The organism is Pseudomonas sp. TH39(2020) (genome assembly GCF_016650715.1).
Classification (GTDB): domain Bacteria; phylum Pseudomonadota; class Gammaproteobacteria; order Pseudomonadales; family Pseudomonadaceae; genus Aquipseudomonas; species Aquipseudomonas mandelii_C.
Window position 1 is genome coordinate 992890 of the sequence record NZ_JAEKFF010000007.1, and the last position, 13865, is coordinate 1006754.

The window sequence follows — 13865 nt, forward strand, 5'->3', positions numbered from 1 at the left end:
CCCAGCAGTTTTCAGGCCGGCGAATGTTCTTCCATCGCCGCCTTGTAAATCGAGTGCTTGGGCTGCGCAAACAACCGTTCCATCATCGGTTCAAAGAAGCTCAGCGGCAGGGTGTCATACGCCGGATCAAACGCCGCTGCGTCATATTTGGCGCAAAACTCAATGGTCGCCTGATACTGCGGATGCCCGCTGAATTGCTCGCGCAAATGCCGATCCATCCCTAGATGATGGAAGAAGTAATACCCCTGGAAAATTCCGTGTTTCTCGACCATCCACAGGTTCTCGGCGCTGACGAACGGCTTGAGGATTGCCGCAGCGATGTCCGGGTGGTTGTAGGAACCCAAGGTGTCGCCAATGTCGTGAAGCAGCGCGCAGACCACGTATTCTTCATCGCGGCCATCGCGCCAGGCACGGCTGGCGGTTTGCAGGGAATGGGTCAGACGATCCACCGGGAAGCCGCCAAAATCACCCTCCAGTAATTTCAGGTGCGCCACAATCCGTGTCGGCAATTGCCTTGCATAGGCACCGAAATCTGCGGCGATGATCGCCCAGTCTTCCTGCGTGCCGTCCTGCATATGGGTGAAACGGGCGCTGGCATTCATCGGCCATCCTCTTGTTCTTATCGAAAGGGATTTTTTGAGTGTAGGACCTGGATCCAATACCGCACTGGCTGAGCAGGACGCTTTTGTGGCCCATCGGGCCTAGAACGGCACGCGACCCAGAATCATGTCTCGGTACATGACGAAATCGCCGAGCAGACTGTAAAACGGATGTTGAAAGGTCGCAGGACGGTTCTTCTCGAAGAAGAAATGCCCGGCCCAGGCGAAGCTGTAACCCGCCAGCGGTAGAGCCAACAACAGCAGCCAGGCGCCTTTGCCGATAGTCAGGGCCAAAATGAAAATAACCAGCGTCGTGCCGATAAAGTGCATTCGTCGGCAGGTACTGTTGCTGTGTTCGCTGAGGTAATACGGGTAGAACTCAGCGAAGCTGTTGAAACGTTTGATGTTTTCCACGACTGCGATCTCTGTGGTTATTGTTCTGACTGCAAGATGTTCTGCGGGTAGCTTATTTGAGTCTAGAGTGATCATTGGCATCAGCCAGTGACAATAGGCGCCACTTTAGTATCCTTCGGAAATTGGCCGTAGCATGCGGCTCATCATGTAAGTGGACGACATGAGCGAACGAACGACTTCTGCAAGCTGGGCGATGGGGATTGTCAAAGCACTGGAGATGGACGGCCTGGATTGCCGGGTTCTGTTCAAGCAGCTGGGGCTCGACTACGCGGCACTGGATGATCCGGATGCGCGCTTCCCGCAAGATTCCATGACACGACTGTGGCAGCGCGCGGTTGAGCTGTCCGGTAACCCGGCGATTGGCCTGAACATGGGCAAGGTGGTGCGACCGGCCTCCTTCCATGTGGCGGGCTACGCCTTGATGTCCAGCCAGACCCTGGCCGAAGGCTTTCAACGGCTGGTGCGCTATCAGCGGATCATTGCCGAAAGTGCCGACCTGAGTTTCCGGTTGTTGGAGGAGGGTTATGCGCTGATTCTGACGGTCCACGGCGACCACCTGCCACCGACCCGGCAGAGCGCCGAAGCGTCACTGGCCTGTGCCCTGGCGCTGTGCGGCTGGTTGACCGGGCGCACTCTGCAACCGCGCAAGGTGTTGATGCAGGGCTATGAACCCGCCAACCTCGAACCCTACAAACAAGCCTTTCATGCGCCGCTGCTGTTCAACGCACCTTATGATGCCTTGATCTTCGAACGCGCTGACATGGAGGCACCGCTGCCTACCGCCAATGAGGCGATGGCGCTGTTGCATGACCGGTTTGCCGGTGAGTACCTGGCGCGGTTTTCCGAGAGTCGCGTGACCCACAAGGCGCGGCAGGTGCTGTGCCGTTTGCTGCCCCAGGGCGAACCCAAGCGCGATACCGTGGCGCAGACGCTGCACCTGTCGCAACGCACCTTGCAGCGACGCTTGCAGGAAGAGGGCACGAGTTTTCAGACGTTGCTGGACGACACGCGACGTGAACTGGCTGAGCAATACCTGGCGCAGCCGACCATGACCCTGCTGGAAATTGCCTACCTGCTGGGGTTCGCCGATCCGAGCAACTTCTTCCGCGCTTTCCGCCGCTGGTTCGACGCCACCCCCGGCGAGTACCGGGCGCGGCTGATGGGCGCGCCTGCTCCCGTCAGTGACGCCAGAACGCCGGAATACACAGAACAAACACCGTAATGATCTCGAGCCGGCCCAACAGCATGCCGAACGAGAGAATCCACTTGGCAGCGTCCGGCAGGGTGGCGAAGTTGCCCGCCGGGCCAATGGTCTCGCCCAGTCCCGGACCGACGCCGGACACCGTGCTGGCTGCACCGGTAAGGGCGGTCATCCAGTCCACGCCGAGCAATGACAACAGCAGCGCGATGACGCAGATGGTGATGGCGAAGAAGAACGAAAAGGTCAGGATCGAACGTACGATCTCTTCGTCGAGGCGGTGGCCGTTGTACTTCTGCTTGATCACTGCGCGCGGGTGAATCAACTGGCTAAGGTTGGCCTTGAGCAGGATGTAGGCGACCTGGAAGCGGAAAATCTTGATCCCGCCGGCGGTGGAGCCCGAGCAGCCGCCGACAAAACCCAGATAGAAGAACAGCATCAGCGAGAAATTGCCCCAGAGGCTGTAGTCCCCCAGCGCAAATCCTGTGGTCGTTACCACCGAGGTCACGTTCAGCGCCACATGCCGCAGCGCCTCCAGCCAATGCAGCTGGGTGGTCCACCAGTACCAGGTGCCGAGCACCAGCCAGGTCACCAGCAACATGCCGAGCAAGCCTTGAACCTGCTGATCCTTGATCAGTGCTTTGCGGTTACCGCGCAAGGTCGCTACATACAGGGTGAACGGCAGGCTGCCGAGGATCATGATGACGATCGCCACCCAGTGCACCGCCGGTTGCGTCCACTTGGCCAGAGACTGGTCGGACGTTGAGAAACCACCGGTGGAAATCGCCGACATCGCGTGGTTGATCGCATCGAACAGGCTCATGCCGGCCCACCAGAACGCCAGGCTGCCGACAATGGTGATGCCGACGTAGGCCGCAACGATCAAACGCGCCACCATGTGCGAACGGGGCATGATTTTTTCGGAACGGTCCGACGACTCGGTCTGAAACAGCCGCATGCCACCGATGCGCAGCAGTGGCAGAATCGCTACCGCCATGCCGATGAAGCCGATGCCGCCGATCCAGTGCAGCAACGAGCGCCACATCAGAATGCCGGGGGACATGGTGTCCAGGCCCGTGAGCACCGTCGACCCGGTGGCGGTAATGCCGGACATGCTTTCGAAGAACGAGTCGGTGTAGCTGATGCGCTGGGTCAGCAGAAATGGCAGCGCAGCGAAGATGCACACCACCACCCAGCTGCTGACGGTCAGCAGGTACATGTCTCGCGGACGCAGGTGTACATGTTCCGGGCGACCGGGGATGACCAGGGCGAGGCCGGCGACAAAGGTAATCATGCTCGCCCAGAGAAACGACGGCAGGTCGCCCGTGCGGTCGAAAATCACCAGCGTGGCCATGGGCACGACCATGGCGATGGCCAGCGTGATCAGGAAGATGCCGATGATGAAACCAATAGTCCGTAAGGTCGGCAACGCCATGAAGTCCGCTCGGGCTGAAATAGGGAAGGGCGCCATTCTACCTGCGGGGCAGGGCATGTAAACCGGCACTCCCGGAGTGGTTGCAGCTAGAATAGCCAAACATTTTTTTCAGGAGGTGGCCGATGCAGGCTCTCGACGCTTTGCTCAACCGTGTTTCCGTTCCACGACTGCTCGAACCGGCACCGACCGCAGAACAACGCGAAGTGCTGTTTGGCGCCGCGATGCGAGCGCCAGACCATGGTCACTTGCAGCCTTGGCGCTTCCTGACAGTCGAAGGCGCGGCGCGCGAGCAAATGGGCGAGTTGCTGGCCGAAGCGGCGAAGCTGCCGGACAGTGAGGTGTCCGAGGCAGCGTTGGACAAGGCGCGTAACGGTCCACTGCGCGCGCCACTGGTGGTTGTGGTGATCGCGCGGTTGCAGGATCACGTTAAATATCCGAAGTCCGAACAACTACTGGCGGCGGGTTGTGCCGCTCACGGGATTTTGCTGGCGGCTTATGCGCAAGGGATTGGCGCGGTGTGGCGCACGGGTGAACTGGCGTATTCGGCGCATGTGGCCAAGGGGTTGGGCCTGGCTGAAGGGGAAGAGGTGATTGCGTTTCTTTACCTTGGCACGCCGCAGAAGGAACCGCGCGTGGCGGAGAAAGTCGACCTGGCTGAATTCGTCAGCGCCTGGCCCGGAAAGGCCTGACACCACCGTTCAAATGTGGGAGCAAGCCCGCTCCCACAGGGGGTCAGGGTTGGACGATGATTCCGGGTACTAACGGCAATTCCAGGCTGGCGATAAACCCGCCGTCGGGATGATTAGCCAGCACCAGACTCCCGCCGTGCCGTTCCGCCGCACGGCGCGCAATCGCCAATCCCAAACCATGCCCGGCCGCCGTCTGCCCCGGCGCCCGATAGAACGGTTCACCCAACTGGCTCAAATGCGCAGCCTCTACGCCCGGCCCATGGTCGCGCACACTGACCACAATCCGCTCACCTTGACGCACCGCCTGCATTTCAATCGATTGCCCCACCGGGTTGAACCGCTGAGCATTGCGCAGCAGGTTGTCGACGGCGCGCTCGATCATCGTCGGCCAGCCTTTAAGGTTCAGCTGCGGCTCGGCCTCAAGGTGCACGTTCTGCTCCGGCGAACCCAATTGAGCATCCTTTTGCAGCGTGTTGAGCAGTGCATTGAGATCAACCTCTTCAGCGCTGGCGTTGTCGGCATCGACCCGAGCCAGAACCAGGATTTCGCTGATCAGTGCTTCCAGTCGATCGCACTCCCGAGTGAGGCGCGGCCAGAGTTTTTCCCGTTCTTCAGGGTTGGCTCGCTCGGCCAGGGCCAGCGCAATGCGCAACCGGGCAAGCGGTGAGCGCAGCTCATGGGACACATCCCGCAGCAACTGTCGCTGGCTGCCGATCAAACTTTGCAGACGCGCGCCCATGCGGTTGAAGTCGTTGGCCAGCACGCCGAACTCATCGCGGCGGTTGGCCAGTTTCACCAGACTGTTTTGTTGGTAGGTGGTTTGCCCCAGATCATGCACCGCGCCGCGTAAACGGCTGAGGGGACGGGTGATGGAAAGGGTAACGAGCAAGCTGAACAGGGTCAGTACTACCAATGCGATACCCAGCGCACTCAATGGCCAAAGCAAGCTTTCGCGATGCCAGGCGTCCAGTTCCGGGTGCGGAATGCGATAAATCAGAAGGTAGGTGTCGCCGGTTTTTTCGCTGGTGTACTCGGCGGTCAGACGGCGCCATGGCAGGCGACGGTCGTCGTTGTTCTGCCGCGCTTCGAAGGCAGCCGCCCTGCGTGGGAAGGTACCGCGCACCACCGGATCACCGCTCTCGTTGAGCACTTGAACGTCGATGTGATATTGGCGCTTGCGCTGTTCCAGAATGTCCTGGGCCGCGTCTTCACCCTGTGACTCGTAGGTTTGCGTCCACTGCTCGGCCAAGGTATTGAGGCCCGGATGGCGGCTGAGAATCCACGCGTCCTGATTGAGCATGTGCCCCAGCAGAATGGAAAGCCCTGCAACCAGGGCGATGGCCAGCCAGAAGCTGGCCAGAATACGCCAGAACAATGAGCGCACAGAAAATCCTCAAGCAAAGAAAGCCCAACGGCGATTAACCGTTGGGCTGTGATATGACGCTAGAACATTATTGCGCCTTTTGCGGCTGTTGCGCTTTCCAGGCCTTGAACTCGGCCCATTCAGCGCGACGCTCAGCCTGTTTCTTCTGGATCTCGTCGAATTGCTTCTGTTGATCCGGTTTCAGCAAGGCACGCACGTCGGCTTCAGCTTTCTTGTGGTTGGCTGCCATTTCATCTTTCATGGCTTTCTGGTCGGCTGGCGAAAGTTTTTCCAGGTACTTGTCGACCACTTGCTGACGCTCATGCATCTGCTCGCCCATGATTTTGCGGATCTGCTCGCGCTGTTCGCGGCTCAGGTCCAGCTGGCTGTACGGGCCTTTGCCGTGCATGCCGTGCATCTGACCGCCATGGCGTGAGCCGTCCATCGGGCCACCCATCGGGCCGGCACCTTCAGGCATGGCCATGGCAACGGTCGGCAGGGCGGCAGCGAACATCAGAGCGATAAGAGTCTTGCGCATGGTGAATCTCCTTGTCTCGTTCCCGGTACGTTCCGGATTGAGTACAGATTACGGAGATCAAGGTCAGCGGCGGTCAGCGGAGCGTAAAGCTTGGGTAAAGACGAATTTGGACCTTCCTGACAAATCCACATCCCTGGCGAAACACGATCGATGTAGCAGCTGTCGAGCCCCAGCGAGGCTGCGTTCGGCTGCGTAGCAGTCGTGAAATCAGGCGATGCGTTTTTTCAAGTAAAACTCGTATTCAGGGTTTACGACTGCTGCGCAGCCGAACGCAGCCTCGCTGGGGCTCGACAGCTGCTACGAAGGTTTGCGTTGGGTTTCAGAGGCTGTAGTAATAACCGCGGCTGCGCAGGGCCACGATGCGCGGGCGGCCGTCGGGGTGCGGGCCGATTTTTTTGCGCAGGTTGCTGACGTGCATGTCCAGGCTACGGTCGTACAGCGTCAGCTTGCGGCCGAGGGCGATTTGCGCCAGTTCCTGTTTGTCCAGCGGCTCGCCGGGTTGCTTGAGCAAGGCTTCGAGCAAACGGCTTTCGGAGACGGTGAGGGTGAATTCCTGTTCATCGATGCTGACCACGCCGCGCACCGGACTGAAACACAAGTCGCCGAGTTCGAGCTGACTGGAGACTGCTGCCGGATGACTGCGGCGCAACACGGCGCGCAGGCGGGCTGTCAGTTCCCGTGGGTCGCACGGTTTGGCCAGGTAATCGTCGGCGCCGAGTTCCAGTCCGAGGATGCGGTCCAGCGGCTCGCCGCGAGCCGAGAGCATCAGCACCGGCAAGTCCGGGTGATCGCTGCGCAATTGCTTGAGCAGCTCCAGGCCGCTGCCGTCCGGTAGCATCACGTCCAGCACCACGGCTGCCGGCGACGTTTCGGCCAGTGCGCGACGGGCGCTCTGACCATCGTGGCAGGCGCGGACCTGGAAGCCTTCCTGGCTCAACCAACTGCTCAGGAGCTCACACAGTTCCTGGTCATCATCAATTAATAACAGCTCGCTCATGACTCACTCAATTTAGCCATTGCCTACGTTTTCTGGTGGCACCACTGGCGAAGATACCGCAGAGCAGCGCCAATAGCGCTACTCCGCCGCCGATGACGAACCACTGTTGCTGATCGGTCAATAGACGCGGCAGCGGGCTGCTGGCCTGGGCTTCCTTAAGTTGCAGCTTGAGGCGCTGATTCTCTTGGCGCAACCGGCTCAGCTGAGCGCTTTCGCGTTCGGCATCGGTATTTTGCAGTTGTTTGCTCAGTTCTTCTCGTTGCTGTTCGCTTACCTTCAAGCGCTGTTGCAACTGGGTGATCTGGCTGCCGGCGCTCAGGGACAATGGCGTGGAACTACCGCCCTCGGCGCTTTCTTCACCGTGGGCAGGGGCCACAATCGACAACGTCACCAACATCAGACACAACGGACCTTTGCGCATCGCCACTCCTGATTCCAATACGAGTATTGGGCAGGTTGTCGGCCGGTAAACGAGAATAATGAGCGTTGAGAGCACGATGAACCGATGAGGTTCATCGCGCTGGAGGGATATTACGGCAGGACTTGCTTGAACGGCTTGACCGAAACGTTGGCGTAGACGCCTGCGGCGATATACGGGTCGGCGTCGGCCCAGGCCTGTGCGGCGCTCAGTGAGTCGAATTCGGCGACGATCAGGCTGCCGGTAAAACCCGCAGCGCCCGGATCATTGCTGTCGACCGCCGGGTGTGGACCGGCCAAAACGATGCGGCCTTCACCTTTGAGCACTTGCAGGCGCTCAAGGTGTGCAGGCCGTGCGGCCAGGCGGGCTTCCAGGGAGTTGGCGACGTCTGTGGCAATGATTGCGTAAAGCATGTCAGTCCTCGGTTTTTGGCGTTGTGGTATCGGCGTCGTGCAGGTGGCGGGACAGGTAAATGCCCTGGCCGACCAGGAACAGCAGCGTCATGCCCAGGCTGCCGAAGACTTTGAAGTCAACCCAGTAGTCCTGAAAGGTGAACGCGACGAACAGGTTGGCGGCACCGCAAAACAGGAAAAACCCGATCCAGGCGATGTTCAGGCGGGTCCAGACCGGCTCCGGCAGGGTCAGCGCGTGGCCCATGATGCGTTTGATCAGCAGTTGTTCACCGACGAAGTGGCTGCCAATGAACGCCAGGGCGAACAGCCAGTTCACCACCGGGGCTTTCCATTTCAGGAAGGTTTCGCTGTGGAACGCCAGGGTCAGGCTGCCGAAGACCAGGCAGGCGATGAGGGTCAGCCACTGGCTCTTCTCGAGCTTGCGCTGCTTGATGAACAGCGTGCCGTAAACCACCAGGGAGCTGATGATCAGCATGGCGGTGGCGCTGTAAATACCGCCTACAGTGACCTCGTGACCGGCGATGTCGACGACCCTGGGATCGAGTTTGAAAACGATGAAGAACAGCAGAAGCGGGATGAAATCGATGAATTGTTTCACAGTGGCAGCCAGAAGCAGGATGTGGCGGCATAATAACAAACATATGGGCGCGCGATAGCGCCAGCTGATTTGAGGTAAAAAAGTCCTGTGAATGTTGATTTGCACTGCCATAGCACGGCCTCCGATGGCGCTCTCGCGCCTGCAGTACTGGTTGCGCGTGCGTTCGAGAAAGGCGTGCGAGTCCTGGCCCTGACCGATCACGACACCCTCGAAGGCCTCGATGAGGCCCGCAGCACCGCGACTGCACTGGGGATGCAACTGGTCAATGGCGTCGAATTGTCCTGCACCTGGGGCGGCGCGACCATTCATGTGCTGGGCTACGGATTCGACGTCAACGCCCCGGCGTTGGTCGAGGCGATCGCAAAATTGCACGATGGCCGCTGGCTACGGTCCGAAGAAATAAGCCGAAAACTGGCATTGAAAGGCATGCCGGGCGCGCTGGAAGGTGCCCGGGCCATCCAACAGGAGCTGGGTGACAGCGGCAACGCGCCGGCCCGCCCGCATTTCGCCGACTGGATGGTGCGTGAAGGTTTCGTCAAGGACCGCGCCGAAGCGTTCCGCAAATGGCTGGGCGCCGGCAAGCTGGGGGACGTCAAGCAACACTGGCCGACCCTGGAAGACACGGTCGAAACCCTGCGCGCCGCCAAGGCCTGGGTCAGCCTGGCGCATCCGTGGCACTACGATTTCACTCGCAGCAAACGTCGCCGGCTGATTGCCGACTATATTCAAGCTGGGGGCCACGCTATCGAAGTGGTCAATGGCCATCAGCCCGCCGAGCAAGTGGGCAGCCTGGCGATTCTCGCCCGTGAGTTCGGTCTGCTGGTCAGCGCCGGCAGTGATTTTCATGCTCCTGGAGGCTGGTCCGAGATCGGTGAGTACCGCCCGCTCCCGGAGGATCTGCCACCACTGTGGTGTCGATTCAAACATGACCCAATTATTGCCGCCGTCTGAACAGGTAGAGAATGTGAGTCAATTTTTCCAGATTCATCCGGAAAACCCGCAAGCGCGCCTGATCAAACAGGCTGTCGAGATCATCCGCAACGGCGGGGTGGTGATTTATCCCACAGACTCGTCCTACGCCATTGGTTGCCAGATCGGCGACAAGAACGCCGTGGAACGCGTGCGCCGTTTGCGCGGGCTGGACGACAAGCACAATTTTGCGCTGATTTGCAGCGATCTGTCTCAACTGGGGCTGTTCGCCAAGATTGACACCGGCCTTTTCCGCTTGCTCAAGGCCCACCTGCCGGGACCGTACACCTTCATTCTGAACGCCACCCGCGAAGTCCCGCGGCTGTTGTTGCACCCGAAAAAACGCACCATCGGCCTGCGCGTACCGAGCCATCCGATTGCCCTGGCACTTCTGGAAGAACTCGGCGAACCGCTGATGAGCGTGACCCTGATCCTGCCCGGCGAAACCGATCCGATGACCGATCCTTACGAAATGCGCCAGGTACTCGAGCATCAGGTCGACCTGATCATCGATGGCGGTTTCGGCGGGATCAAGGCGTCCACCGTGATCAACCTCGCCGACGGCGAGCCGCAAGTGATCCGCGTTGGTTGCGGCGACCCGACGCCGTTCATGGCCGAGGCGTAGATGTCTGCAGTAGAACCCGTTGTCGACAGTCAGGCCGGAGCCCAGCAAGAGCTGCCCTTCGCGATGGTCTATGGCCAGGCGGTCATGGAAATGCCGCTGGACCTGTACATTCCGCCGGACGCGCTGGAGGTCTTTCTCGAAGCCTTCGAAGGCCCCCTCGACTTGCTGCTGTACCTGATCCGCAAACAGAACATCAATATCCTCGACATCCCGGTGGCGGAAATCACCCGTCAGTACATGGGCTATGTCGAGTTGATGCAGTCGGTGCGTCTGGAACTGGCCGCCGAGTACCTGGTCATGGCCGCGATGCTGGCCGAGATCAAATCGCGGATGCTGCTGCCGCGTGCCGAAACGATCGAGGCCGAAGAAGACGACCCTCGCGCTGAACTGATCCGCCGCTTGCAAGAGTACGAACGCTTCAAGGCTGCTGCCGAAGGCATCGATGGCCTGAGCCGGGTCGGTCGTGACGTGGTGGTGCCCAAACTGGATGCGCCGGAGGCCCGGGCGCGCAAGCTGTTGCCGGATGTGCGCTTGTCAGAGCTGCTGTTGTCCATGGCCGAGGTCCTGCGCCGTGGCGACATGTTTGAAAGTCACCAGGTCAGCCGCGAGGCGCTGTCTACCCGCGAACGCATGAGCGATGTGCTGGAGCGCCTCAAGGGCGGCGGTTTCGTGCCCTTTGCCGAGCTGTTCACCGCTGAAGAAGGACGTCTGGGGGTGGTGGTGACCTTCATGGCGATTCTCGAACTGGTCAAGGAATCTTTGGTCGAGCTGGTGCAGAATGAGCCGTTCGCAGCGATCCACGTGCGGGCCCGAGCCGAATAACGAGTTGAATCATGAACCTGACTGAACCCCGCGAGCTGGCGCCACTGCTTGAAGCCTTTCTGTTGGCCTCGGGAAAACCGCAATCGCTTGAACGCCTGTTCGAACTCTTCGAAGAGGGCGAGCGGCCGGAGCCGCCAGTCTTCAAGAAAGCCCTGACGATTCTCGCCAAGTCCTGCGACGGCCGGGCCTTCGAGTTGAAGGAGGTGGCCTCCGGGTATCGCTTGCAGATCCGCGAAAAGTTCTCGCCGTGGGTAGGACGTTTGTGGGAAGAGCGCCCGCAGCGGTATTCCCGTGCCATGCTCGAAACCATTGCGCTGATCGCTTATCGCCAGCCAATCACCCGGGGCGAAATCGAAGACGTGCGGGGCGTGGCGGTCAACAGTCACATCGTCAAAACCTTGCTGGAGCGCGAGTGGATCCGCATCGTCGGCTACCGCGACGTGCCGGGTAAACCGGCGATGTTTGCGACCACCAAGGCCTTTCTCGATCACTTCAACCTGAAAAACCTCGACGATTTGCCACCGCTGGCGGAATTGCGCGAGCTTGAGCCTGATCCGGTGCTCGATTTCGACGACGCGCCGGTGCCTGCCGGACTGCAGGAGTTGGCCGACGCCAGCGCCGAGCCGGAAGAGCCAAAGGAAGAAACCAGTTTCCACACCCTGTTGCTGGAACTGGACACCATGGAGGAGGGGCTCAAGACCGACTTCGACGATCTGTTGCGCGATGGCGAGGTGACCGAGACCGAAGAGACCCTGGATCAGCCCGAGCCCGAGCCCGAGCTTGAGCTTGAGCCTGAAGTCGAAGTTGAACTTCAGGTCGAGCCCGAAGCCACTGTCGAAGAAGAGCAGGAAGATGATGTGCTTGGCGTTGCCGAAGCTCGCGAGAAACTCCTGGCCGCTGTCGCTGCCCTTGAACAACACAAGCCCGAGCCCGAGTTGACCGACGAAGAAGCCGAAGCCCGGGCCCTCGCCGAAGCGATCGAGGCCGAACGCCGCGAATTTGAAGACGACTGATCAGCATGAGCTCAACCAAAGACCCCTGCATCAGCGTCTGCAAATTCACCGACGACATCTGTATCGGCTGTGGCCGCAGCAAGCGTGAGATCAAGGCATGGGCGAAACTCGACAAGGTCGACAAGCGCACGGTGCTCGCCGAAGCGTCGCTGCGGTTGATCAAGCTCGGCGCCACCGGTCGGCGGAAATCCAGGTAAGTCGCCGTTGATCAGCTAGTCTCTGATGCGCGAACGCTCCCATGAGCGTATGATTCGCGACCCTTCGGCGATCCCTTCGCCAAGTACCCCGTTTTACAGACCACACCGGGAGGTGCCCAGATGAGTATCAACGACCAGAAAGACGACCAGGAAATCGGCCCAGCAGGCGAGAAACTGCAGAAAGTCCTCGCCCGTATCGGCGTCGGCTCGCGCCGTGACGTAGAAGCCTGGATCAGCCACGGCCGCATCAAGGTCAATGGCAAAGACGCCACCCTTGGGCAGCGCGTCGACATGCACGACGCCATCACTATTGATGGCAAGGTGATCAAGCGCGAAGAAGCCGCCGAGTCGGTACGCCGTGTGATCATGTACAACAAGCCTGACGGCGAAATCTGCACCCGCCTTGATCCGGAAGGCCGTCCGACCGTTTTCGACAAGATGCCGCGCCCGAAAGAAGGTCGCTGGATCAACATCGGTCGTCTGGACATCAACACCACCGGCCTGCTGATGTTCACCACCGACGGTGAGCTGGCCAACCGCCTGATGCACCCTTCCTACGAAATGGACCGTGAATACGCGGTACGTGTGCGTGGCGAAGTCGATGACGAGATGATCGAGCGCCTGAAAGCAGGCGTCGTCCTCGAAGACGGCCCGGCCAAGTTCACCGACATCAAGCAGGCGCCAGGTGGCGAAGGTTTCAACCACTGGTACCACTGCGTGGTGATGGAAGGTCGCAACCGCGAAGTTCGTCGTCTGTGGGAATCCCAGGGCCTGGTGGTCAGCCGTCTGAAACGTGTGCGTTTCGGTCCGGTGTTCCTCAACTCCGACCTGCCGATGGGCCGCTGGCGCGAAATGAGCCAGTACGAAGTCGACATTCTGAGTGCTGAAGTTGGCTTGACCCCAGTGGCCATGCCGCAGATGAACGCCAAGAGCAAAGACAAGCTCGATCGCATGCAGCGTAAATCGTCGCGTCCGATGGGCAAGACCGAGCGTGTGCGTTCGTTGCGTCCAGCCATCGGCAATCAGACCGCTGCTACGCCACGTGATACCCGCGAACCGCATATCGAAGGCGAGCGTCCAGCCCGTAAACCAGCAGCACCTCGTGCTGACGGCGAGCGCGGTCCACGCACGCCGCGTCCGGCCAATGGTCGCACCGAGCGCGGCGAAGGCCGTGGTGCACCAAGCGGTGGTCGCAGTGATCGCGGTGCTCCAGCCGGTCGTGGCGAGTCTCGTGGTGAGTCGGGTCGCGGTACGCCGGTGGCAGACCGTCCTTCCGACACCAAGCGCCCGGCCAAGGCACCGGCGAAGAAGCGTCCAGGCATCGTTCTGGTCGACAAGGATGCACCCTCGGGCAAACGCCGTGGTGCACCCGCCGGTTCGGGCCAGCGTCCGGGCTTCGGTCGTCGCAAGCCTGAGTAATCGGTAAGCGCCCCATGAAAAACGCCAACCTTCGGGTTGGCGTTTTTTTTCGTCTGACTTTAAGTAAGGTGGTGACTGTTCGGGCCCTTCGCGAGCAGGCTCGCTCCCACAGTGGACCGAGATATCAGGGAGGAACGCGATCCAATGTGGGAGCGAGC

At 60.3% G+C, this 13865-nt stretch carries 17 protein-coding genes; 8 read left to right on the top strand and 9 right to left on the bottom strand.

The features are described 5' to 3' along the window. Nucleotides 1-11: 11 nt before the first annotated feature. Both JFU47_RS24950 and JFU47_RS24955 read right to left on the bottom strand, forming a co-directional pair. A complete protein-coding gene (locus tag JFU47_RS24950) occupies nucleotides 12-602 on the bottom strand; it encodes an HD domain-containing protein (protein ID WP_123364498.1) in 591 nt (196 codons plus the stop codon). Between the two features lie 99 nt (nucleotides 603-701). Next, entirely contained in the window at nucleotides 702-1013 is a 312-nt protein-coding gene (locus JFU47_RS24955) for a DUF962 domain-containing protein (protein WP_140684320.1), read from the bottom strand. Nucleotides 1014-1173: 160 nt separating this feature from the next. On the opposite strand from JFU47_RS24955, the gene JFU47_RS24960 reads away from it, so the two are divergent. Further along, nucleotides 1174-2235 carry an AraC family transcriptional regulator gene (locus tag JFU47_RS24960; RefSeq protein WP_201186356.1) on the top strand — a complete coding sequence of 354 codons (1062 nt, stop codon included), beginning with the start codon at nucleotides 1174-1176 and terminating at the stop codon, nucleotides 2233-2235. On the opposite strand, the gene JFU47_RS24965 is transcribed toward JFU47_RS24960, so the two are convergent. Continuing rightward, nucleotides 2192-3646, bottom strand: coding sequence for a TrkH family potassium uptake protein (locus JFU47_RS24965; protein WP_201186358.1), 1455 nt, complete (start codon nucleotides 3644-3646; stop codon nucleotides 2192-2194). The two genes, JFU47_RS24960 and JFU47_RS24965, sit on opposite strands and share 44 nt — an antisense overlap. Before the next feature lie 122 nt (nucleotides 3647-3768). Here JFU47_RS24965 and JFU47_RS24970 point away from each other — a divergent pair, with 122 nt between their 5' ends. Beyond that, entirely contained in the window at nucleotides 3769-4335 is a 567-nt protein-coding gene (locus tag JFU47_RS24970; RefSeq protein ID WP_201186366.1) for a nitroreductase family protein, read from the top strand. 43 nt (nucleotides 4336-4378) lie between these two features. Here JFU47_RS24970 and JFU47_RS24975 read toward each other — a convergent pair whose 3' ends face one another. The 6 genes from JFU47_RS24975 to JFU47_RS25000 form a co-directional block, all read right to left on the bottom strand. Beyond that, a complete protein-coding gene (locus JFU47_RS24975) occupies nucleotides 4379-5719 on the bottom strand; it encodes an ATP-binding protein (RefSeq protein WP_201186368.1) in 1341 nt (446 codons plus the stop codon). A gap of 67 nt (nucleotides 5720-5786) precedes the next feature. Then, nucleotides 5787-6236, bottom strand: a complete 450-nt coding sequence (locus tag JFU47_RS24980) for an LTXXQ domain protein (protein ID WP_056742175.1) — start codon at nucleotides 6234-6236, stop codon at nucleotides 5787-5789. A gap of 319 nt (nucleotides 6237-6555) precedes the next feature. Then, nucleotides 6556-7233 (bottom strand): response regulator transcription factor, encoded by a 678-nt coding sequence (locus tag JFU47_RS24985; RefSeq protein WP_027922300.1) that lies wholly within the window; start codon nucleotides 7231-7233, stop codon nucleotides 6556-6558. A 7-nt stretch (nucleotides 7234-7240) separates the two neighbouring features. Continuing rightward, on the bottom strand, nucleotides 7241-7654 hold the full coding sequence (locus tag JFU47_RS24990; protein WP_123364504.1) for a translation initiation factor 2: 414 nt from the start codon (nucleotides 7652-7654) through the stop codon (nucleotides 7241-7243). Between the two features lie 110 nt (nucleotides 7655-7764). Next, nucleotides 7765-8064, bottom strand: coding sequence for a YciI family protein (locus tag JFU47_RS24995; protein ID WP_008156126.1), 300 nt, complete (start codon nucleotides 8062-8064; stop codon nucleotides 7765-7767). A gap of 1 nt (nucleotide 8065) precedes the next feature. After that, nucleotides 8066-8662: a septation protein A gene (locus tag JFU47_RS25000; RefSeq protein ID WP_123364505.1), complete on the bottom strand. Its 597-nt coding sequence runs from the start codon at nucleotides 8660-8662 to the stop codon at nucleotides 8066-8068. An 87-nt stretch (nucleotides 8663-8749) separates the two neighbouring features. On the opposite strand from JFU47_RS25000, the gene JFU47_RS25005 reads away from it, so the two are divergent. From JFU47_RS25005 to rluB, 6 genes are all read left to right on the top strand, one after another. Further along, nucleotides 8750-9613 (top strand): PHP domain-containing protein, encoded by an 864-nt coding sequence (locus tag JFU47_RS25005; protein WP_201186370.1) that lies wholly within the window; start codon nucleotides 8750-8752, stop codon nucleotides 9611-9613. Nucleotides 9614-9626: 13 nt separating this feature from the next. Further along, on the top strand, nucleotides 9627-10256 hold the full coding sequence (locus JFU47_RS25010) for an L-threonylcarbamoyladenylate synthase (protein WP_140684338.1): 630 nt from the start codon (nucleotides 9627-9629) through the stop codon (nucleotides 10254-10256). Between the two features lie 123 nt (nucleotides 10257-10379). Beyond that, nucleotides 10380-11078 (top strand): segregation and condensation protein A, encoded by a 699-nt coding sequence (locus JFU47_RS25015; RefSeq protein ID WP_176471533.1) that lies wholly within the window; start codon nucleotides 10380-10382, stop codon nucleotides 11076-11078. Between the two features lie 11 nt (nucleotides 11079-11089). After that, nucleotides 11090-12091, top strand: a complete 1002-nt coding sequence (gene scpB / locus JFU47_RS25020) for an SMC-Scp complex subunit ScpB (RefSeq protein ID WP_201186377.1) — start codon at nucleotides 11090-11092, stop codon at nucleotides 12089-12091. A 5-nt stretch (nucleotides 12092-12096) separates the two neighbouring features. Further along, nucleotides 12097-12288 carry a DUF1289 domain-containing protein gene (locus tag JFU47_RS25025; protein WP_201186379.1) on the top strand — a complete coding sequence of 64 codons (192 nt, stop codon included), beginning with the start codon at nucleotides 12097-12099 and terminating at the stop codon, nucleotides 12286-12288. A 120-nt stretch (nucleotides 12289-12408) separates the two neighbouring features. Next, entirely contained in the window at nucleotides 12409-13707 is a 1299-nt protein-coding gene (gene rluB / locus JFU47_RS25030; RefSeq protein WP_008156114.1) for a 23S rRNA pseudouridine(2605) synthase RluB, read from the top strand. Nucleotides 13708-13865 lie beyond the last annotated feature (158 nt).